Genomic DNA, 23,516 nt, shown 5'->3' on the forward strand with positions numbered 1-23,516 from the left:
ATTCCATTTTTAGATGATATGCCCTATCATAAAGTAGTTTTGATTGGACGGATCTTTTATTATTATTTCTTTTTCTCGCATATATTTAATGTAGCTTTTGGCTGTGCGTTCTTTTACATCCATTATCTGTTGGATGCGGTCGCACAGCTCTATATAGGTCAGATGCCTTTTTGTATCAAATATTTCACGGGCAACCGTCGCCAGTTCTTTCTCTTTTCGTTTTTCTTTTTCCTCCCGTGGCTTTTCTCCGATATATATGTGCATACCCAATTCTTTATCCCATGAAAATTGCATTAATGGAACGTCGAGAGGGCTGCCGTCCCTTACTTTGAGCGCTTTTACTACCGATATGGACGGATCGCTGTCAAGTTCTATACTAAGGATTGCAGCAGCTTTGCGTTGTAGCTCCGAACCAAGATGCCCCCGCAATTTCAAGCCATTGGGTACATAATGAAGTACGCATACGATACAAGTGCGGTATATTCCCGCCAACCGGTATAATTCGTCCATAATCCTGATGCTTTCCACTTCATCATTTGCCGATGATACTAAATCTGCTATCCCGTCAATAACAACCAAGCGAATGCCCTCATATTCGTAATGGTATTTATCCATACTTTGAACAATGGCTTGCAACCGCTCTTTCCGGGACATTCCGGTAAGGGAGAAAGCCCGTAATTCTTCCGGTTTTTTTTCCAGTTTAGCACGTTTCAGAAGATTTGATACATTTTTGAAAAGTTGTACTTCCGATTGTTCCGTATCATAGAGCAAAACCGCTTTATGGTCGGAATTATCCCGCACATCAACGCCTAACGTATCTATTGGACGATTGTCGTTTCTTATCGAACCTGCAATCAGGGCGGCAACATAGTTACTTTTTCCTGTACCCTCGCCACCGGTAATACAAAGTATATTACCCTGTGTGCCCAGTGGTACGTCGCCGGCAGATATAACTTCCTCTGCTTTTGCCGGAGGATTGTTAAAATCAATTTCGCACGATTTCAGCATGGTCATTGTTTCGTTATATAGGTTATCAAGAAAATCGAGAAATAGTTGCCGGAACTCTTTCCGGCTATTGCCCTTACTGAAATAGTCGGTTATATCTTTGTCTTTTTTCTCTCCTGATAGTGGTAGTACAAGCCGTTTAACGCCATATTCGGATAATGCTTTTTCATGCTTTACCGCACTATCCGTTCCTGTTTTGTCCGCATCGTAGAGTAGTACAATATGTTTAAAGCGGAACGTCAGTTTATAAATAATCCCTGCCGGGATTGTAGAAGTTTCACTATTAAAGCAGATAGCGTGGAATCCGTGAGCGGCAAGTGTCATCACGTCTTTTTCTCCGCCAGAGATGAACAATGTATCTCCTTTGGCGGGTAATTGCTCCAGTCCGAAACAGTAATTCTCTCCGATATTACCACCATACAAGAAACGGACTTCCGAAAACGGACGGTAAATCTTCACATGCCTTTTACCCATATATCCGAAAATCGGTTCATTTTCTGATGAAGTATAATAAAATGGCTTATTGTCTTTATTTTCACTCCTGAACTCTTTTAGTGATACTGTTTTGTATAGTTTAAGTATTTCAGGGGTAATGCCTGACTGCATCCAAAAATCCAATTCTTTTTGGGTGAATTTTTGTTGAAGAATATTATACGGTTTGTTTTTTTGCGGTTCCGGTGGAGCCTGTTGCTTGTTTGATGCGATTGGCGGAGTATGTGAGTAATCTGAATCACTCAATCCTAACGCCATATCCCTGTTTATGGTCTTTAATATTTCTACAAAGTCGGCACCATTTCCACAATTCAAGCCTTTTAGTTTTCCAACAAAAAAGAAGCAATCACCACTATAATCGTCATTGCCGAAATCCTTAATCTTATACACTCCATTGCGACGGTCAAAATACACATTACATGACGCTTTACGGTCTTCATACAAGGGATTGAGGAAATTACGCCCTGTTTTCCATTGGACTGGTATATAATGCTTGAAAACATCAAGACCGTTATTTGTTCGTCTTAATAGTTCGTCTTTGTTGAGCATGATATTTATGATTGTTTATAAGGTCATTCATACATTCATCAGTACTGCGGATTCTCTTTTCAGTAAGCATCCGTTTTATTTCTGCAATGGTATAATATGATTTGCCGGAGATAATAGAATAAGAAATCATCCGGTTACTGCGTAAACGTTGAAGTGTACGTTCACTGATTTTGAGGAAAGTGCAAACTTCGTAACTGTCCACCCACATTTCGTCTGGATCGGTAGTATCATCATCCTGATGATCTATAACGAATTTCGCTATGGCATTGATTTTAGATACTAAATCTTTGTATGCTTGGGATTCTATTGTTATGACATCCATAAATGCAACTGTTTGATTTGCTGCAAAGTTGGGAAGTCGAAAAATACTTTTCTGCCAACTTGGTTGATGTTTTTTTTGAGTTTTTTTTGACGAGAAATCAACGGTTTTAGTGGATTTTGAATAGGTAGGATAAAGGCAAAAAAAAACTACCAAGTTGGTAGTTTCTATGAAAAGAAAATCTAAGAAGAATCGTCTTCGTCTATTCGTCGTAAGAGATTCTCTATAATTATTTTTAAATATTTAGCCCGTTCCATCTTTCTATCCTTTATTGATATATATGTTCTGTAATATTCTCCTAAGTCAACATTGAACAAAGTTTCTAATCCTATCATTATTTCTTTAATATCGGCTTTTCCTCGGTTTACATATTTACTTGAATCAAATCCATATCCTAATTCTACTAAAGCGATTAATGGCCCCGTCCATTTTAGATCACTGACCGGAAATGAAGATCTATTTTTATTTATTATAATTTGTTTTTCTATCTGATGCATTTTTTTATTGAGATAAATGCGCAGCATTTCATTACAGATAATTTTTGCTACTTTATAATCATATCCGGTTGAAAAATACTTATCCATTATAAAGTGAACGCTGTCTATGCAAAGTTTATACGATTTTTTCTTTCTCAGAAAATAATGTTCGTCTAAATATGTTGATTTTGACCTGTAGTATTGGTAAAAATCTATGTTCCGTTCAAAAAAATAAGTAAGACTCTCTTGTTCATTTTCATAGTAACTTTTTAATGTATCATTACTTCCATTTGGACATTTTAATTCAATTGTGTGTACTTTATTGAAATATAGCAAAAACCCTAATACTTCGGGTTTGATTTCTTTAAAAAAACATATTTCATCAGATGAATCGATTGAGTTTAAAGAAAGAAAATAACTTCTCATTTTTTCCAAACAATCATTCAAGAAATTTATCATCGATTCAGCTTCTTCTATGGAAATATTACAACTTTCCATATCAACCATTTCCAATTCTGTATGTACTACTTTTAATATTTCTGAATTATATTCTTTCATTTTAAAATTCGAAAGATTTAAATTTAAGCATATGAAAGCCAAAAATATACCTGTAATATAATTTTAGTTTTATTATTAAAAACGTCAAAATTATGATAAAGCACACCGACATATATACTCCAATTTATCAGGTTATTTCATATGCCGGTGTGACACTTAACAGAATCAAATAAAAACAATTAAAATTTCCATCAGGTAATGAATAAATAGAATTTATTTCATTCGCAACATTAATGCATTTATAGCGACTATCACTGTACTGACGGACATTAGCACAGCTCCTATGGCTGGACTAAGGATAATACCTACAGGAGCGAGAACTCCTGCTGCCAATGGTATAGCGATAATATTGTACCCTGCTCCCCACCATAGATTTTGTACCATTTTGTTCGATGTGTTCTTTGCGAGCGAAAGAAAATGAATAATGTCATACGGATTGCTTTTTACCAATATCACATCTGCCGAATCTATTGCAACATCTGTTCCGGCGCCTATAGCCACGCCAATATCTGCGCGAGCCAGAGCTGGGGCATCATTCACCCCATCACCCACCATCATAATAGTTTTACCTTTATGTTGGTATTCCAAAATAACTTTCTCTTTGTTTTCAGGTAAGAGGGAAGCAAATACATCGTTAATACCTACTCGTTCGGCAACAGACTTTGCAGAGGCCTCATTATCTCCTGTTAGCATGACTGGGGTAATGTTTTCTTTATGAAGTTCCTCCACAGTCCGTTTTGCTTCCGGTTTAATCTGATCACCTTGAGCTATTAAGCCTGCAACTTCATTATTGATTAAAAGGTAGCTTATGGAATTACCTTTTCCTGCCAAGTCATTAAACAGGGATTTATCATATAGTATTGCGTTTTTATCCAGATATGCAGCAGTGACAATCTTCGCTTCCTGCCCACTTACTGTACCCGATAGACCTGTTCCGCTTATCAGAGTTACATTTTCAGCCTTTGGTATATCTGTTTTGTACTCTTTAGCCTTATCCAAAATACCCACTGCCAACGGATGATTAGAATGCACTTCCATTGCCGCCATTGTTTTCAGTATATCTGCATCACTCCATCTATCCGAAAGACTTTTTACAACAGAAACGCGGAAATTCCCTTCAGTGAGTGTACCCGTTTTATCCATAGTTACAACGGATATATCCTTTGCTTTTTCCAATGCATTGCGGTTGCGGATCAGCAGGCCATGTGTAGCTCCCAATGATGTGGAACGAGCAACGACAAGTGGTATCGCCAGTCCTAAAGCATGTGGGCAGGCAATAATAAACACTGTTACCATCCTTTCCAATGCGATATTTATATCTTTGTCGATAATATACCAAACAATAAATGCAGTGATACCTACTATCAATGCTATATAAAAGAGTCCTTTGGCTACTTTATCGGAAATGGATTCCGCTCGTGATTTTTCTTGTTGGGCTTGTCCTACTAGTTTCATCACCTGTGCCAAATAACCCGATTCGCCTGTGCCTGTCACTTCTATTACGATAGAGCCCGAACCATTGACCGAGCCGCCTATTACGGTTGTTCCTTCGTTTTTCTTTATGGCTTTGGCTTCACCGGTTACCATTGATTCATTAACAGATGTTTCACCGGATATAACTTTCCCGTCGGCAGGCACTTTTTCTCCTGCCTTTACCATTACATGCTGCCCTTCCTGTATTTGTTGAAGAGGAACATCATTAATACTTCCGTCAGGTTGTACCAGATGCGCACTTCCAGGCAACAACTCAGCCATTTTCTGTAATGCGTTTCCTGCATTACCGACCGCCTTCATTTCTATCCAATGACCGAGTAACATAATAACAATCAGTGTCGCCAATTCCCAAAAGAAATCCATTCGGTGGCCCGGCACTTGCAGAATGTAATTGCTAACAAAAGCGTACACACTGTATATGTAAGAAACAGTGATACCCATTGAAATCAATGTCATCATGGCCGGATTTTTCGTTTTTAGTTCACCTATAGCTCCAGTGAGGAACGGCCATCCGCCGTAAAAGTATAGGAATGAAGCTAACAACAGCACTACCCAATATGAACCTTCGAACGAAAGGGTAAAAGGTAGTTTCATCCCCATCATGGGGGAAAACAGAATAATCGGTATTGCTACGATAAGGGAAATCCAGAATTTCTGTTTAAGATTTCCCATATGTGCCATATGTCCTCCTGCATGGTCATGATTTTGGTGGCCATGTTCCAATGGTATAGACATACCAGTATGGTCATGCCCTTGATGCATACTGTTCATTTCTACATGATCAGGGTTATTATTATGTGACACATTTTGAGCAATTTCTATAGTATAATCGCCAACTTTCGATAAGGCATCCTGCAAAACTTCCGTAGGTATGTGTTTATCCATCCTGATGATGGCTACCGGAGGATCAAGAGTAACAGTTGCATGAATGCCTTCAATCGCATTCAGTGCTTTTTCCACACTGGAACGGCAATGACCACATGTCATACCGCCTATTGTATATGTATGTTTCATGTCTGGCTTCTTTTTATAAGAGGAATGCTCAATCGGAGCATTCCCTTTAAATATAATACTCGCATATCCCGGTTATTTATTTACCGTTTAATATATTTCTAACAGGATTTACCTGTATTTACAACAGCCGGGTAGGGCATTATACGTTTTTTTATCTGTTTTATCCTTCTCTGTATCATGTCCCACTTTAGCAATAGCCTTACTTATTGCCTCAATAGACGTTTTCTTTTCGTCAAAGTTAAGGTGTAGTTCTTTCGTCTTTTTATCCCAAATAGCTGAAGACACGCCTTCCACACTTAATGCGGCAGTCTCAATGCGTTTTTTACACATATCACACTTACCCTCTACTTTGAGCATAGCATGGGCATCTTTCACCGCCTCACTTTTTTCATGTTGATGATGTCCTCCATGTCCGGCATGTATTGTATCTTTTTTTTGCAGGCTATCCTGATTGTTAGCATTAAGGCTGTTTACCGATAAAAATGTAATCGCTGCTATAAACAAAATTATTTTTTTCATTTCATTTTTATTTTAATTGATTAATCATTTGTATTTATTTTCTGTATTTGCAACAGTTAGGCAGTGCATCATATGTTGTCTGGTCAGCCGTATCCCTATCCGTATCATGTCCGACTTTGGCAATCGCCTTACTGATGGCATCCATATTTGTTTGATGTGGATCGAAATTCAGGTGTAGTTCCTTTTTTTCTATATCCCACATAGCTGAAGATACGCCTTTGACACTTTTGGCTGCGGTCTCTATCCGTTCTTTACACGTTTCACAAAGTCCCTGTACGCCCAACATGGCATGTTCATCCTGATGATGTTCATTACCCGATTGAGCCACCGTTTCCGTTTTGGCAGTATCATTACTTGATGCGTTTTTTGAGTTGCACGCACTAAAAGACAGGATGCCTAATCCCAATACTATAACTAAAACATACTTCTTCATTTTATTCTGATTTTAAATTATTAATATTCCATTATTTCTATTTTCTATATTTACAGTAATCGGGGAATGCGTCATAAACTACTTTAGTAGCTTTTTTATGCGTTCCTTAGATATTTCACATAGTTTCTGCACATTTATCATGGCATGTTACTTCTGCATAGAAGACATATCATGTCCTTCATGCCCAGTTGAAGTTTCGGATTGGTTTGTACCTGATGAACCACCCGACATATTGTGACCTTCGTGTCCAGTAACAGGACGGGATGCTTCGGTATTCATCATGCTGCGTTTTCCTTCGAGTTGCGCACTGGCATCAATAGTAAAGGCTCCGTTAGTTACAATCTCATCTCCTTCATTTACACCCGAAAGCACAACATACGAATCGCCGAGTGAAGGGCCGAGTTCAATTTCATGCAGCATAAATGCTGGAGACTGTGTATTCGGCTGTTTCACATAGACAATCGAACGTTTCCCTGTCCATAACACAGATGATTTTGGTATGACAACTTCATTATTGAATTGTTTCAATGGGGCTTTGATAATGGCATTGGCATACATTTCTGGCTTTAATTGCATACCGGAGTTGGCTGTTTCTACCCGAATTTTAGCTGTACGGGTCGTTCTATCCAATATCGGATCAATAAAGGATATTCGGCCTGTAAATGTTTTACCGGGTACAGCCTGTAACGTAAAATCAATTTTATCCCCGACTTTAAGGAAGGGCAGATCTACTTCATAGGCATCGAACATAGCCCATACTTGTGACAGGTTGGCTATATCAAAAAGGACACTACCTTGATTAATATAATCTCCTTGGCTCACTTTTTTACTTACTACAATACCGCCAGTATTGGCTTTTATTTCCACCAATGCAGATACATTACCCGATTGCTCTACCCTTGCTATCTGTTCATCTGTCAATTTCCACAGGCGCAGTTTTTCACGTGCCGCCTGAATTAAGGCAGGTTGTACTGATTGCATTTTAGCAGCTTCCAATAATTCCTGTTGTGCACTTAACAATTCGGGAGAGTAAATTGTAGCAATTGTTTGCCCTTGCTTCACACTTTCTCCGGTAAAATTGATAAAGAGTTTTTCAATCCGTCCACTGACATGGGATGTCTGTGATTGTGACAATCGTTCATCAGCTTGTATCGTACCATACAACTGAATGTCTTTTATCGGATTTTGGCGGCTGATTACAGTCGTTTGTATATTAGCCAGAGCGGCAGCTTCTTTTGACAATTGAATTGCTTTTGGGTCAATCGCCTCATCAGCGCTATCTGACGTTTTCAACGGAATCAAATCCATACCGCAAATAGGGCATTTACCAGGTTTATTTTGCCTTATTTGTGGGTGCATGGCACAAGTCCAGATTTGTTCTGTACCTTCCTCGTGTACATGCTCAGTTACTTCATTATGATTATTGGATGAGCCTCCGAATATCAGCCATCCGATAAATAGTCCTGCAATGAGTATCAATCCGTACTTGATATAATTATTATTGATTATCTTTTTAAATTTATTCGTTTCCATAATATGTGTTATTTACGTTTTGTTCTGTATCCTTAAATGAAATCAGCTTTTGGATGGATGCCACCATTGTATTGTAACTTGCGACTGCTTCGGCTTTTTTGAGTTGATAATCCAACAGTTGCCGTTGAACCTGTATGACATTGGTTAGATCGCTTTTTCCTGCAACAAATTCCTGTACAACCAAATTGTAGGTTGTTTCAGCAAGGTCTGACTGTTTTTTATAAAGCGAAATTTTACGGGAAGCATCATCCAATAGGTGCTTTGTCTTATATAATTCAGATTCTATCGCATTGTAAGTATTGGCGTACTTCTCTTTACTGGCTTGCCACCAAAATTTACTTTCGCGTTGTTGTGCCTTATACTTGTTACGATAAAGTGGGATACTAACTGAAATCATCGGCATAATCATATCCTTTCCGTTCATATCGCCCATTCCAAACATCGGATCATCCGTTTTTTTATTAAGCATATATTGTACTCCAATACCGAACATTGGATAACTCATCTTTTTATCCATTTCGGCTTTAGCTTTATAGGCAAGCCCTTCTTCATTAATCATTCCCAGCATAGGGTTCTGATCACTAATCTTTGTCATAGCTTCAGGATCGAAAAGGAATGAGAGTTGCTCAAAGGCTTCGGGTATTTGTATTTCGCTGTCGGCGGAACGGTTCAGTAAAGCATTGAACTTTGCTTTTTCCGCTTTTATTTCCGAAAGAATACTTTCTATATTATTATCCAATTCAGCTATTTCCAACTGGATACGTAATACATCGGACATACCTCCCGAAGCCGAGTTACTCATACCTGATGACATACTACTACCTGAACTGCCCATCGAAGACATACTTGTACTCTGAGTGGTTGCTTGAGAACCAGCTGAAGACATACCGCTTCCCATCGAGGACATACTACCTCCACTTCCAACCGGAGGTGTACTGGTCGGCTGGGTTGGGGCAGAAATTGAGTACCCTGCTCCTGAACCAGCTGATGGAGACGAAAATTTACGCAACGCTAATTGTTCCAACTGAGTCAGCAGGGCTTTATTATCCCTGTTATTCATTAATTTCTGTTGAAGGCTGCAAAGGATAAACCACTGAGTGTATATTTCCAGATAAAGGTTATCCCTTGTTTCACGGAATTTTTCGAATGACATTTTTGCCATATGGGTGGCTTCGGTCTGTGCAGCTTTCTTTGTACCAAACCATGGGAACATCTGCATCAGTTTGAACTCGGCAACTTGTTTTCCTCCGATAATATCCATCGGTTCAAGGAAAAAGCCCATTTCAAGTTCAGGGTCTTGATAAGCTCCTGCTTGTGGGATTTTTTGCAGCGATGCCTTATAAACCATAAAATCGGCTTTAACACCGGGGTTATTTGAGGCTGCAATTTTGAGATAATGGCTAAGCGAATCAGCAGTTTGTGCTGAAACTGCACCGGTTGCCATTATCATCATTAATAGCATTGTTAAATATTTGATTCTTATTGTTGTCATAATACAATCTGTTTTTATTCTTTTATTTTACCGTGTTTTTTTATTGCTGATTCACGCCACCAACATTGAAACACTGGAACTACGAACATAGTCATCGACTGGATAAGCATACCCCCAAAAGTAGGGATGGCCATCGGAACCATAATATCCGCTCCTTTACCAGTCGACGTTAGTACCGGAAGTAAGGCAATAAGTGCAGTTGCCGTAGTCATAGCAGCAGGGCGTACTCGTCTTAATCCAGCATGAACTACAGCCTCTCTAATTTCATCTTTGGTATGTGGGTCACGTTCAAGGAAAGTATCATGGATATATGTACCCATTAATACACCGTCATTGGTGGCAATGCCGAATAAAGCAATAAATCCTACCCAGACAGCAATACTCAGGTTTATCTGATGCATTTGAAACAGGTCGCGCATATTCATATCCCCGATTGAGAAGTTCATAAACCAAGGCTCTCCATAAAGCCACAGCAGGATAAATCCTCCGGCAAAAGCTACGATTACTCCGGAAAAGTGGATCAATGATGCTGTAACGGTTTTGAACTGGAAATACAATATCAATAAGATAGCCAGCAAACTTAACGGTATAACAACCAATAGTCGATTAGCAGCCCTTTTTTGTTGTTCATAATTTCCAGCAAACTTATAAGATACACCTTTGGGTAATTCTAACTGCCCAGATGCTATTTTATCTTTAAGTATCTTGTCAGCTTCCTTAACAACATCTACTTCAGCTTTCCCTGCCACTTTATCAAAGATAACATAACCAAGCAAGAAGGTATTTTCACTTTGGATCATCTGCGCTCCTTTGGTATATTCTATATCTGCTACTTCCTGTAAAGGAATCTGGGCTCCGGTTGCTGTAGGTACAATCAGTTTAGCCAATTCTTCGGGATTATCTCTCAATTCCCTCGGATACCTTAAACGCACAGGAAAACGTTCACGCCCTTCTACGGTTGTGGTCAGGGGCATTCCTCCTACTGCCGCACCGATCACATCTTGTAAATCTGCCACGGTAATGCCATAACGCGCCATATTCTGACGGTTTAGTTTTATTTCAATATAGGGTGCTCCGACCGCACGATCATAAAATACAGTAGATGAAAGAATCGACGGAATATCTTTCAAGGCTGTTTCCAATGCTTTACCACCTTGCTCAATGGATTCCAAATCGGGTCCTGATACTTTTAATCCCATCGGCGCACGCATACCTGTCGAAAGCATAACCAAACGGGCTTCTATAGGTTGTAATTTGGGCGAGGATGTAAGTCCGGGCATATGGGTTACGTTCACAATTTCCTGCCAAATATCATCCGCTTTTTTAATGTGAGGGCGCCACTGGCGGAAATAATCTCCTTTGCTGTTGATAACAAGACTATCGGCAGGTAGTAGGCGGAAACCATCTTTTGGATTATAAGTACCTCCACCTTTTAAAAGAAATTCACCATTACTATTAACTTTAAATCGTTGCCGATGCCCATCTTCGTCCAGTATATATTCGCTACGGTAGTTAATCGTATTTTCAAACATTTGGGTTGGAGCCGGGTCGAGTGCAGAATTGACACGTCCCCATTTACCTACGGTTATATCGACTTCGGGGATATTGGAAATACGCTTATCCAGTGTTTCTATAAATTGTAAATTCTGCTCTATACCCGTATGTGGCATGCTGGTTGGCATCAAAAGGAACGAGCCTTCGTTCAGGCTTGGCATAAATTCTTCACCGATGCCAGGGAAACGTTCACTCGAAGCCTGCCAGAAAGTAGTCTGTCTGAAACTCTTCCAGCCTACGGTTTCAAACCCTTTGGCGACAAAACCGAATGTTGTATCGAATCCCAACCATATCATAATACCAAAGAATACCGTAACCAGAGGTATAAGCATAAATTTCCAACGATGTTCCAAGCACCAACGTAAGATACGTTCGTAATAAATTACCAATATCCATAACAAGGCTAAGATTATACTTATAGCTACAAGAACAAATATCAGGTTTAAAAAGAATCCTTCCTGTGGGCCAATAGGTAGCCATTCGATAGTCAGGTAATAGACGGCAACCAGAATGGCAATGCCTATATTTATATAAGTAGGTATCTTCTTATTCGTCCAACGGTTGGCAAGGAAGTTATTTAGTCCGAATAGAGTGAGTGCTAACGCAGCAAATACACCTGTAAAGACAAACAACAGAATACCTCCAGCTATCAAGATAATATTAGCAATTCTACGCATCTGGGCGGAAGTTACTTTAATGGAAAATGCATAATAGGCCAGTGTTGGTAACAGGCTTAGCCCCAGTAGTAATGCTGATACAAGTGCAAAGGTCTTTGTAAATGCTAGCGGATGGAATAATTTCCCCTCTTGTGCCTGCATGGCAAAGACCGGCAGGAAGCTCACAATGGTTGTAAGCATAGCTGTAGTAATAGCCCCCGAAACTTCTCTAACACTTTTATATATCAGATTCGCAAAGGCTTTCCCTTTAGAAATACCTTCATTTTCAGGCATTTCCATATGCCGGATAATATTCTCTACAAAGACGACTCCGACATCTATCATGACCCCGATAGCGATAGCAATACCCGACAGTGCAACAATATTAGCTTCAATCCCTGTATAACGCATGATTATAAAGGTCGCTAATACTGTTATAGGGAGCATGGCGGAAATTACAACTGATGCACGTAGATTAAAGACTAATACTATTACAACAATAATACAAATCAGTATTTCGTGAGAAAGAGCGGTTTCCAGCGTCCCTATAGTTTCTTGTATCAGTCCTGACCTGTCATAGAAAGGAACAACAGTAACTTTCGATATAGTTCCGTCTGCCAGCGTTTTTTGTGGCAATCCAGCTTCCATCTCTTTGATTTTTGCTTTTACATTGTCGATAACTTGCATTGGATTAGAACCATAGCGGGCAACCACAACGCCGCCGACAGCTTCGACACCTTCTTTATCCAGACCACCTCGACGTGTCGCTGGCCCCAGATTGACAAAAGCGACATCTTTTATTTTTACGGGTACACCGTTGCGGACAGTAATAACTGCTTCTTCCAGATCGGAAACATTCTTAATATATCCCAATCCCCTGACTAGATATTCAGCCTTATTGATTTCCACCGTTTCAGCACCAATATCCAAATTGCTCTTTTGCACCGCATTCATCACATCCATGATGGATACATTAAAGGCACGCATGGCATTGGGATTTATTTCTACCTGATATTCTTTCACAAACCCACCAATAGATGCAACTTCGGATACTCCTTCGGCTGCCGAAATCGAATATTTGGCATAAAAGTCTTGAATAGTCCGTAATTCATCGGGGTTCCATCCTCCGGTAGGCTCTCCTGTTTCAGGATTACGTCCTTCAAGAGTATACCAGAATATTTGTCCTAAAGCGGTGGCATCGGGCCCCAAGCTGGGCTGTACTCCTACAGGCAGCGTTCCCGCAGGTAGAGAGTTCAGCTTTTCCAAAACTCTGGAACGACTCCAGTAAAATTCGATGTTATCGTCAAAAATGATATAAATAAACGACATACCGAACATAGAGGTACTGCGGATAGTTTTTACTCCGGGTATCCCCAGTAATGAAGTAGATAACGGATACGTAATTTGTTCCTGAATATCTTTAGGTGAACGTCCCATCCATTCGGTGGCGACAATTTGCTGATTTTCCCCTATATCAGGAATAGCATCCACAGGGACGGGGTCGCGTGGCAATACGCCACCATGCCAATTGAATGGAGCTGTAGATAGTCCCCAAACAATGATGATAACAAGTAATAACAATGTTATAACTCTGTTATCGAGAAAATACTTGATGATTCTGTTAAGCATACTACATATTTTATTTATCAGTTAATAATAATTCGTTCAATTTTTCCCATCCACCTCCGTTATAGACATTTATAAATCCTTGATGTGTTAAAAATGACTTGGCTTTTTCACTTCTCTTTCCACTACGGCAAACTATAACAATAGGTTCTTTTTTTTGTAGGAAAAAAAGAGAATCATTGAATTTATCAAGTGGAATATTTATAGAATTTCTTATATGACCTTCATTATACTCCAGCTCTGTGCGAACATCAAGTATAATAGCGGATTTATTCTCTACCAGATACTTAATATGGGTATAAAGAGGCACTGACGGTTGGGTGACAACCGAATCAATTAGAACTGTATCCGTACTATAATGGGTATATACGGGACGTCCTATGATATAGCCATTGGAGATAGCTATACCAATTAGAAAATAAAAAGGTTTCATTGTTTTTTGATTTGATAAACATTTGTTAATCTTTAGTTATAGATATAAACAACCTTACTACATATTCGGTTTAGGATATGCATAATCAAGCGAATGACTATATAGCCACAAGGTTTATCAAATCAAATACGATAGATGCAAATATAAGTCAACAGGTCTATGTTATGTAAACTAAAACCTCCTGGCGGAAAGTATTGACTTGTTTTTGTTATGCCCTCATTATTTGTAGGTATAAGCAGATTAAGAGCTAACCATACGCTTTCAAATGTTGGCAATACATTATTCAAGTTAAATTGTTGAGCCTGATACTGATAGTCATCCGTGGAAAATTCAATTTTTTGGATGTCACAGCAGTTCTCATGAGATGGTAATATATTATATTCCTGTGCATTTTGGTTAGAATGGCAGGAATCATTTCCCTGTTGTGGCATTTCCATATCTTCACAGCAGGACTCTTCTATTTCATTGTTTAAAACTCCAAAGGAATATAATTCTCCTGCACAAAAATGCATAGCAAGTACGGGATGAGCCCCGATAACCAGCATTAATAGTAACAGAAATATTGATATAACCTTCTTCATTTTTATTACTGTAAAATTTTGCTTATAAAGTAAGCCATCTGCAAAAGTAGATAATTATTTTAATATAAACACAATAAAATTGTTTTTTTTGCTACAAATGATTAAATGTGCAAGGTGCAAGTATCTATATATAGATAAACTTGCACCTTGCATTGCATATAAAATATTATTATTCAGATATTTTGGTTGTTTCAGAAATAGTTGTAACTTTGAACCTGAGTTTTATGCAGACAAATCGGCGTCAAGGGCAGCAAGTACTGCCAGTAATATGCAGCAAGAGTGCAGATTTTACTTTGATTTGTACTTTGAAACTTATAAATGATGATTTTTTCACTTAATATGTGTGGTTTGGTAATCCGAGGATTCGGGTACAGCCTTACCACAATGGAAGTGTCAATAGAGACGTGGAGATTAAAGCGCTGTAATTGAATTAGTTAGCTTTGTTTAACCCAATTCGTACCCCCTAAGATAATTCGTAGGGATGAAGCATTAAAATCCAGTCATTTAAGGTCTTTAGGTGGCTTTCCCGTCCGTTCCGCCCAAACAGTCGGAAAGATTTGGAAAGCTAATGTGTTGAAATAAAGTAAGTTAAAAATAACTTAACCCAACTCGTACCCCCTAAGCAAAATCAAGAGGGTAACATATTGAAACACAGCGATTTAGACCTTAAAGGTGGCTTTCCCGTCCATACCGCCAGTAAAGTCGCTTAAATAGCGACTTTTTTTATTTATCCCCCTTCCAGTCTCGATTTTCAATGTATGTGAATGTCTGTATATATATGCCATTATATGGCAATATATGGGCTTTGTTCTACCAAAAACATCTTGGGTAGAAAATCGGGTAGAACAAAATTCAAATATTTCATATACCTTTGGTTCATTATCTTAAAATCATACTGCGATGGATAGTCTTACAATAAGATTTGTATTTGATAGAAAAGGCATCACTCTAAAAGAACCAAAGAAAGAATCATTAAAAAAAGAAGCCCTTATTCAGATTGAGGTCTACGATAAATTAAGCCGAAAGAAGAAATACATTTCTACAGGAGAATATATATTAAGAAAACAGTATTCAGATGTAGGACCAGGCGGACTCTCTATCGTGCAACATCCAAATGCAGCAGCAATAAAAGCAAGGATAGATAAAATATACTACAAAGTACAAGCCTTTATATATTCCGACAAATGCCAATCATTAAATGATGTTGATAATTGGGATAAAGAAAATGATTCTTTAACTATGTCTGTAAAAGATTTCATTCTGGAAGATATGAGAGCTAAGAAAGCATCATTGTCCGCTGTTGAGCACGCTAACTCATTCTTTGCTCGATATGACGAATTTGGAAAGATAAATATATTCAAGGATATTACCTATGCTAACATAGAGGATTTAGATGCTCATCTACGCAAAACAATTACTTCATGATGATTTCCAAGTTATCAAAGGTCGGTCTGATGATCCTACATTCCTAATGCAAGATGAAGTAAAAAAGATTCTGGAATATATACCGAAAGGACAATTTGCTGTTAGTCTGGATAAGGTAAGAGACTTATTCATATTCCAGTGCTTCAACGGTCTTTCATACGTAGATCTCGAATACTTTTCCAAAGAGAACATATTGGTAAAAGATGGTTGGAAAGAAATACACGGAAATAGAATCAAGACAGGCGTTAAATATCTGGGTCTTTTTCTTCCGGAAGCTGAAACAATAGCCGAGAAATATAATTATAAACTCCCGGTTATTTCAAATCAGAAGTATAGTATCTATTAAGATTATTTTCATTTACAGGTAACGATTAAGAAACCAGCTTAGTTCTTAGATATGCGTAAAGAGCGACTTATCTTTTGTAAAGATAAAAAATAAACCTTGTCCTGCTCCAATTGTTATCAATTTCTTTTCTATTGATTTGTTACAAAATATTCTCGTATGGGGCTATCTAGGTTTCGCTTTAGCTATTCATTTCCACACCCCGGATTCCCATTTATCCGTTAGAGTAAAATTGCACTCAAAGTAGAAATAACAAAATCAAAGACAGTCCTACATTTGCAGAAAAAGACATGAAACACCTTTTTATCTTGCAATTACCATTACGAATTGTTATAAATAAAAGAACTAGCATCACTCTTATTTTTTCTTTTACTAGTTTTGTTTTAATGGCTCAAACAGAATTAGTAAAAGACAGCATATCTGTCAAAGAGGTCAAGATCTACCAAAAGATGAAGCAGGAAAGTATATCTCCTAAGTTATTTGAACAATCAATTATAGAATATGAACAACGATATGACATAAAACCGGTTTCTATAGATTTTAAATTCAAACATTCCTCCCAAATAAAAATACCTCAAGCCAATCTGGTTATCCCCGGTCTACTTATTTCTTATGGAATCCTTGCTCAATATACCAAGCCACTTATAGAAATGGATATAAATATTCGTAGCTCTGTGAAAGAAGTCCAATTTGTTAAATATGATGACTATTTTCAGTATGCTCCAATAGTGGGAGTCTATGCTCTGGATCTTGTAGGGATTAAAGCAAAGCATAATTTGAGAGATCGAACTATTGTGATGGCAACTTCATACTTATTAATGTCTGCAACAATACAAACTATGAAACATACTATTAATGTACAACGTCCTGATGGTTCGAACATGAAGTCTTTTCCTTCCGGTCATACGGCAACTGTGTTTACTGGTAGCCATATCTTGTTTAAAGAATATAAAGACACTTGTCCGTGGATAGCAGTCGGAGCATATGGGATAGCTGCTGCTACAGGAATTTTACGCATGACAAATAATAAACATTGGCTAAGCGATGTCGTTACCGGAGCCGGTATAGGAATATTAAGCGTAGAGGTTGCCTATATGTTATTACCTACCATGCATAAAATATTTGGGATCAAGGATAGCCGTAAGCATCTGGTAATATTGCCCTCAGTTGGAATAAACCAATATGGGATTGGTCTATCTTATACCTTCTAAAATATACAAAAACTCACACTTCATCCTCTCCTTCCCACACTCCGGATTCCTATTTTTCCGTTTGGGTAAAATCGCACTAAAAATTGAACAAACAACCCTACAATTAACCCTATTTTCGCATCAAAAAAAGACATGAAATATCTAATTCTTTTCTTCTCTATAGCTGTTCTGTTTAGTTGTAATTCATCAGACAAATCACAAGAGAGTATACAAACTCTCAGCCTGCCTGTTCTTACAATTAAAGAAGATCCCGTGACTTTATATACCGAATTTCCTGCACGTATCGAAGGCAAAGTGAATGTAAACATACGTCCGCAAGTAGAAGGATATATACAAAAAATATTTATAGAAGAAGGTGCTTATGTAAAAGCCGGGCAATCTCTATTTAAGATAGATGATCGTCAGTATATTGAACAGGTCAATACTGCAAAAGCGAATCTGAATGCAGCATTGGCAGCCTTAAAAAATGCACAACTAGAAGTTGATAAGTATACTCTGTTAAGTGGAAATAATGTCACATCTGATTTTCAGTTAAAGGTAGCTCAGGCACAATATGAAACAGCACAGGCTAATGTAGAGCAACAACGAGCAGCTTTAGAGACTGCAAACATTAATTTGGGTTTCACTCTGATTAAATCACCTGTAGACGGTTTCATCGGGCGTATTCCCAAACGTATTGGAAATCTTGTTTCTGCATCAGATATGCAAGCCTTGACTACACTTTCTGATATAAGTGAAGTATATGCTTATTTCTCTATGAGCGAGAAGGATTTCCTTCGATTCAATGCCAGATATGAGGGTAAAGATTTGAGTGAGAAATTGTCTAAAGTAGAAGATGTTTCCTTAAAACTTGCTGATGACAGTGAATATCCCTATCCAGGAAAAATACAAATGATCAATGGCGAGTTTGATACGAATACCGGGGCAGTAAGTGTTCGTGCAATGTTTCAAAATCCCAATCGTTTGCTAAGGACAGGGAATACGGGGCGTATTATACTTCCTTATATCGAAAATAATGCCTTGCGGATCCCTGTATTATCTACACTTGACATACAGGATAAGATCTTTGTTATTCGTCTGAATCAAGAAAATAAAGCAGAACGTCTAGCTGTAACAATTGACGGTAAACAAGGAGATTATTATATAGTAAGAGCCGGACTCAAAGCCGGAGACAGAATTGTAACCAAAGATCTGGAAACAATAAAAGAAGGAACTTTCATCCAACCAGAATAAATCAAGCGAATATATGTTGCAAAAAATAATAGACAGGCCGGTATTGGCCACAGTCATCTCAGTTATCCTTGTATTAGTAGGATTAATAAGCTTACTAAGACTTCCCAGCACACAGTTTCCGGATATTGCCCCACCGACTATAAATGTTTCGGGGTCTTATCCCGGAGGAAATAGTGAGAGCGTAAGCCGTTCTGTCATAATCCCATTGGAAGAGGCTATAAATGGAGTGGAAGGGATGGAATATATAAGCTCCTCGGCAGGAAATGACGGATCTTTCTCTATTACAGTGGTATTTAAGCTTGGGACTAATCCTGATCAGGCTGCTGTTAATGTACAAAATCGTGTTGCACAAGCCAATAGCTTGATGCCTGCTGAAGTATTACAGGGGGGTATTACTACAACAAAACAGCAAAATAGTAATATTATGATATTCAATATTACAAGCAATGATGCCTCTAAGTATGATGAGCTGTTTCTTCAGAATTATGCAAATATAAATTTGGTTCCTGCACTCAAAAGAATTCAGGGTATAGGTAATATAGCAATATTCGGAGTGAAAGATTATTCGATGCGTATTTGGCTAGATCCTCAAAAATTGACAGTCAATGATCTTACACCAAATGATATAGATAGAGCAATACAAAGTGCCAGCTTCGAAGCATCTCCGGGAAAATTAGGTGCAGAATCAAATGCACCTATGCAATATACCATGAAGTATAAAGGGAAACTGAAAGAGCCATCAGAATTTGAAAAAATTATATTGAAAGCAAATACAGACGGATCAATGCTTCGTTTGAGAGATGTCGCCAGAGTAGAGTTCGGTGCATCATTTTATGATAGTGACAACAAACAAGATGGACAGCCCGCTGTGACAATGATGATTCAGCAGATCAGCGGATCGAATGCAAATAGAATAGAGACAGATGTCAGAGCTTCCCTTACACAATTGAGTGAGAATTTCCCGCCGGGTATTTCTTATAGTGTTATCCAAAGTGCAAAAGAACGCTTGGATGAATCGATCAATCAAGTAATAAAAACACTAATCGAGGCATTTATATTAGTTATAATCGTCGTTTTTATTTTTCTACAGGATTTTCGTTCAACGTTGATTCCGGCGATAGCAGTTCCGGTATCCATTATAGGGACATTCTTTTTCCTACTATTGACAGGATTTTCCATTAATGTCTTAACTCTATTTGCTTTGGTACTGGCTATTGGTATTGTTGTGGATGATGCTATTGTAGTAGTAGAAGCTGTTCATACTAAAATTACGGAGGAAAATATGGATCCGAGAGAAGCAACCAAAACTGCTATGAAAGAAATTACCGGAGCTATTATTTCTATCACATTGGTTATGTGTGCAGTATTTTTACCCATTGGATTTATGGAAGGACCTGCCGGTGTATTTTACAAGCAATTCGCTTTCACCCTTGTATTTGCGATCTTGATATCAGCGGTAAATGCTCTGACTTTGAGTCCTGCTTTGTGTGCATTATTTTTGAAACCTCATGAAAAAAAGGAAGGAGCTAAAGCCGGATTTAAACAACGGTTCTTCTATGCTTTCAATATTGGTTTTAAAGAAACTACTGATAAATATTTGAAAATTATTAATTTCTCAATTAAGCGTAAATGGCTTACTATGGGAGCACTCGGATTGATTTCAGTATTGGCTTTCTGGATGATGAATAATGCACCTAAAGATTTTGTGCCATCCGAAGATGATGGCTTTATCACCTATTCTCTATCTCTTCCTGCCGGAACAAACCTGCAACATACAACAGCCGTTATCGACCGTATAGACAGTGCTATGCAAGCTATGCCCGAAACCCACTCAGTTACAAGTGTATCCGGTTTCAATATGCTAAGTAATAGTTCCGGGCCTTCTTATGCCATCGGGTTTGTACGTTTGAAAGACAAAAAAGAACGAGGCGAGACACAAAATATGGATGACATCATAGAGGCAATGAGTATCAGATTAGAAGATGTAAAATCAGGAGAACTAAGCTTATTCCGTACTCCTCCGGTAGAAGGTTTCGGAAGTGTCAGCGGTGCCGAACTTGTGCTTCAGGATAAGACTGGAGGTGATCTCGATAAATTCAGCGACATTGTAAAAAATGTAATAACAAAGTTGAATGAAGAACCTGCCGTATCGATGGCGTTTTCTACATTCCGAAATGATTTCCCTCAATTCGAGGTAGAGGTTGATGAAGATAAGGCCTATCAGTTGGGTACTACGCCAAAAGATGTATTAAACACTTTACAACTATTTTATGGAGGAAGCCAAAGCGGTGATTTTATTCGTTTCGGTAAGTTTTATCGTGTCAATATCAAAGCTGAAGGACAATACAGAATGGATGAAAGGTCTTTAGAACAGGTATATGTAAAAAGCCCTACGCAAGCTATGATCCCTATAAATACATTAGTAAAACTGAAGAAGGTATACGGACCCGAAGCCATGAATAGATATAACTTGTTCAATAGTATAGCTGTCAATTTATTACCGACTTCGGGCTATGGGAATGGAGCATTGATGGCTGCTGCCGAAAAAGTTATACAAAAGGAACTGCCTCATGGATATGGTTATGAGTGGAGTGGATTGAGTAGAGAGGAAAAACGTTCTAACGAACAGATCTTTTTGATTTTCGGATTATGTATTCTTTTTACTTATTTTATATTAGCGGCTCAATATGAGAGCTATATTCTACCTTTAGCCGTTTTGTTATCTGTCCCCACGGGATTATTAGGTGTATTCATCGCTATAAACCTGGCAGGAATAACGAATAATATCTACGTACAGATTGGGCTTATTATGTTAATTGGTCTTTTGGCTAAAAATGCCATTCTTATCGTAGAGTTTGCTGCTCAGGCACGTAAAAAAGGCATACCTATTATAGCTTCAGCTTTAGAAGGAGCACGCCAACGTTTCCGTCCGATATTAATGACCTCACTGGCTTTTATTATAGGATTGGTACCATTAACTCTGGCTACAGGTCCTGCTGCTGTTGGTAACCATTCTATTAGTATAGGAGCTATTGGAGGTATGTTAAGTGGAGTAATACTGGGAATTATATTTATACCTGTTCTGTATATTCTATTTCAGACGTTACATGAAAAAATAGCAGGTAAGAAAAAAGAGAATACAGTTTTAACCAATGATAAATAAAAATTATATGTATACCAGATATTTCGCAATATGTATTTGTCTCTTATTGGTTGTATCCTGTAAAGTCGGGAAAGATTATCAACGCCCTGAATTAGGCTTACCCGAGAAATATAGAAACGAAACGGACGCCAATAATGATACAAGTGCTTTGTCACATAATCCACGTGATTTTTTCACAAATAAATACTTGTTGGAACTAATTGATAATGCTTTTGAGAAAAATAGCGATCTGCTCCTTGCTGTTCAAAATATAGCTTTGGCAGAATCAACTTTAGGTACAGTGAAGTTAAACTATTTGCCCGAAATAAATGCTCAGATAAATAGTCGTTATACTAAAGCCTCTCAGAATAGTTTATCGGGACAAGCAGGCGGCAACCGAGAGAGTAAAGATTTTAACCTGTCAGCCGGTTTAACATGGAATATTGATATCTGGGGTAAAATAAAACGTGAAAAAGAAGAAGCCTTGGCTAATTATCTCCAATCGCAGGAAGTGCGTAAAGCTGTGCAAACAAAGCTAGTGGCTGATATTGCCAAAGGATATTACAATCTTTTAATGTTGGATGAGCAATTGGAAATAGCTAACAGAAGTAAGGTGTTAAGTGACAGCACACTGACAATAATGAAAATTCAATATCAGGTAGGAGATGCCAATATTTTAGGCATCAGGCAAGTCGATGCCCAACTCAACGAAAATAAGATACTTATATCTCAAATAGAGCAAAGTATTAGCTTACAGGAAAATGCATTGAATGTATTGTGTGGAAAGTATGCCGGAGCCATAACACGGAAGATAGAGGGTAATAAAGAGTTTATTTCCGTACCGGTAGAAGGATACCCAGCGTCATTACTTGCGTCACGTCCCGATATAAAGGCTGCAGAACTATCTTTACGTGCATCCAATGCCAGAGTTGGGATACAACAAGCAGCGATGTATCCGGCGATCAATATATCGGCAGAAGGAGGATTAAGTAGTTTGACCTCTTCAAATTGGTTTTCTATTCCTGCCTCTCTTTTCGGTTCTTTAGCGGGAGGAATTACCCAACCAATATTCAATAAAGGAAGACTAAAAGCTCAATATGAACAAGCTCAGATAGAGCGAGAGAAAGAAGTTATAAGATTCCGTCAAGCAGTTCTTGATGGATACGCACAAGTTTCTAATGCACTGAAAAATAAAGAAGAAGTCGAAAAACAATTTATCTTTGCTAAATCTAGAGAGAAAGTACTTGAGGAGGGTATAACTTCTACTCAGCTACTGTTTATGGCTGGTACGGTGAATTATCTGGATATAATTACAGTGCAATCAGCCTATTTACAATCCAGTTTACAAAGGGTACAACTATATACAGACAAGGCTTTGGCAGATATAGAACTGTATTATGCTTTAGGCGGTGGCTGGCAATAAAAACG

The 23,516-nt window shown here is 38.2% G+C and carries 16 protein-coding genes and 1 pseudogene; 6 read left to right on the top strand and 11 right to left on the bottom strand.

Annotated features, from left to right (window positions below; all coding sequences use genetic code 11):
* Positions 1-9: 9 nt before the first annotated feature.
* The 11 genes and pseudogenes from HMPREF9456_RS14860 to HMPREF9456_RS14910 form a co-directional block, all read right to left on the bottom strand.
* On the bottom strand, positions 10-2,046 hold the full coding sequence (locus HMPREF9456_RS14860; RefSeq protein WP_006844382.1) for an AAA family ATPase: 2,037 nt from the start codon (positions 2,044-2,046) through the stop codon (positions 10-12).
* Complete coding sequence (locus HMPREF9456_RS14865) at positions 2,009-2,368, bottom strand: helix-turn-helix domain-containing protein (protein WP_006844383.1); 360 nt, start codon at positions 2,366-2,368, stop codon at positions 2,009-2,011. Before HMPREF9456_RS14865 ends, HMPREF9456_RS14860 begins: the two co-directional genes overlap by 38 nt.
* 179 nt (positions 2,369-2,547) lie before the next feature.
* On the bottom strand, positions 2,548-3,399 hold the full coding sequence (locus HMPREF9456_RS14870) for an RteC domain-containing protein (protein ID WP_006844384.1): 852 nt from the start codon (positions 3,397-3,399) through the stop codon (positions 2,548-2,550).
* Positions 3,400-3,612: 213 nt separating this feature from the next.
* A complete protein-coding gene (locus tag HMPREF9456_RS14875) occupies positions 3,613-5,907 on the bottom strand; it encodes a copper-translocating P-type ATPase (RefSeq protein WP_006844385.1) in 2,295 nt (764 codons plus the stop codon).
* 108 nt (positions 5,908-6,015) lie between these two features.
* A complete protein-coding gene (locus HMPREF9456_RS14880) occupies positions 6,016-6,426 on the bottom strand; it encodes a heavy-metal-associated domain-containing protein (protein ID WP_006844386.1) in 411 nt (136 codons plus the stop codon).
* A gap of 34 nt (positions 6,427-6,460) precedes the next feature.
* Positions 6,461-6,859 (bottom strand): heavy-metal-associated domain-containing protein, encoded by a 399-nt coding sequence (locus HMPREF9456_RS17515; protein ID WP_006844387.1) that lies wholly within the window; start codon positions 6,857-6,859, stop codon positions 6,461-6,463.
* Between the two features lie 81 nt (positions 6,860-6,940).
* A pseudogene (locus HMPREF9456_RS14890) lies at positions 6,941-8,392 on the bottom strand (efflux RND transporter periplasmic adaptor subunit); the annotation flags it as partial.
* Positions 8,379-9,884 carry a TolC family protein gene (locus tag HMPREF9456_RS14895; protein ID WP_006844389.1) on the bottom strand — a complete coding sequence of 502 codons (1,506 nt, stop codon included), beginning with the start codon at positions 9,882-9,884 and terminating at the stop codon, positions 8,379-8,381. The pseudogene HMPREF9456_RS14890 and the gene HMPREF9456_RS14895, both read right to left, overlap by 14 nt.
* A 14-nt stretch (positions 9,885-9,898) precedes the next feature.
* Positions 9,899-13,723 carry an efflux RND transporter permease subunit gene (locus HMPREF9456_RS14900; protein WP_006844390.1) on the bottom strand — a complete coding sequence of 1,275 codons (3,825 nt, stop codon included), beginning with the start codon at positions 13,721-13,723 and terminating at the stop codon, positions 9,899-9,901.
* A gap of 10 nt (positions 13,724-13,733) precedes the next feature.
* Positions 13,734-14,153: a rhodanese-like domain-containing protein gene (locus HMPREF9456_RS14905; RefSeq protein WP_006844391.1), complete on the bottom strand. Its 420-nt coding sequence runs from the start codon at positions 14,151-14,153 to the stop codon at positions 13,734-13,736.
* A gap of 122 nt (positions 14,154-14,275) precedes the next feature.
* Entirely contained in the window at positions 14,276-14,734 is a 459-nt protein-coding gene (locus HMPREF9456_RS14910; protein ID WP_006844392.1) for an HYC_CC_PP family protein, read from the bottom strand.
* A 900-nt stretch (positions 14,735-15,634) separates the two neighbouring features.
* Here HMPREF9456_RS14910 and HMPREF9456_RS14915 point away from each other — a divergent pair.
* From HMPREF9456_RS14915 to HMPREF9456_RS14940, 6 genes are all read left to right on the top strand, one after another.
* The gene (locus HMPREF9456_RS14915) at positions 15,635-16,159 is read left to right on the top strand and encodes a hypothetical protein (RefSeq protein WP_006844393.1); all 525 of its coding nucleotides are present in this window, start codon (positions 15,635-15,637) and stop codon (positions 16,157-16,159) included.
* Positions 16,128-16,505 (top strand): site-specific integrase, encoded by a 378-nt coding sequence (locus tag HMPREF9456_RS14920; protein WP_006844394.1) that lies wholly within the window; start codon positions 16,128-16,130, stop codon positions 16,503-16,505. Before HMPREF9456_RS14915 ends, HMPREF9456_RS14920 begins: the two co-directional genes overlap by 32 nt.
* 383 nt (positions 16,506-16,888) lie before the next feature.
* Positions 16,889-17,713 (top strand): phosphatase PAP2 family protein, encoded by an 825-nt coding sequence (locus HMPREF9456_RS14925; protein ID WP_018075059.1) that lies wholly within the window; start codon positions 16,889-16,891, stop codon positions 17,711-17,713.
* A 132-nt stretch (positions 17,714-17,845) separates the two neighbouring features.
* A complete protein-coding gene (locus tag HMPREF9456_RS14930; RefSeq protein WP_006844396.1) occupies positions 17,846-18,946 on the top strand; it encodes an efflux RND transporter periplasmic adaptor subunit in 1,101 nt (366 codons plus the stop codon).
* A gap of 13 nt (positions 18,947-18,959) precedes the next feature.
* A complete protein-coding gene (locus HMPREF9456_RS14935; RefSeq protein ID WP_006844397.1) occupies positions 18,960-22,109 on the top strand; it encodes an efflux RND transporter permease subunit in 3,150 nt (1,049 codons plus the stop codon).
* Positions 22,110-22,116: 7 nt separating this feature from the next.
* Complete coding sequence (locus HMPREF9456_RS14940; RefSeq protein WP_006844398.1) at positions 22,117-23,511, top strand: TolC family protein; 1,395 nt, start codon at positions 22,117-22,119, stop codon at positions 23,509-23,511.
* Positions 23,512-23,516: the final 5 nt, after the last annotated feature.

The organism is Dysgonomonas mossii DSM 22836 (genome assembly GCF_000213575.1).
In the GTDB taxonomy this organism is placed as follows: Bacteria; Bacteroidota; Bacteroidia; order Bacteroidales; family Dysgonomonadaceae; genus Dysgonomonas; species Dysgonomonas mossii.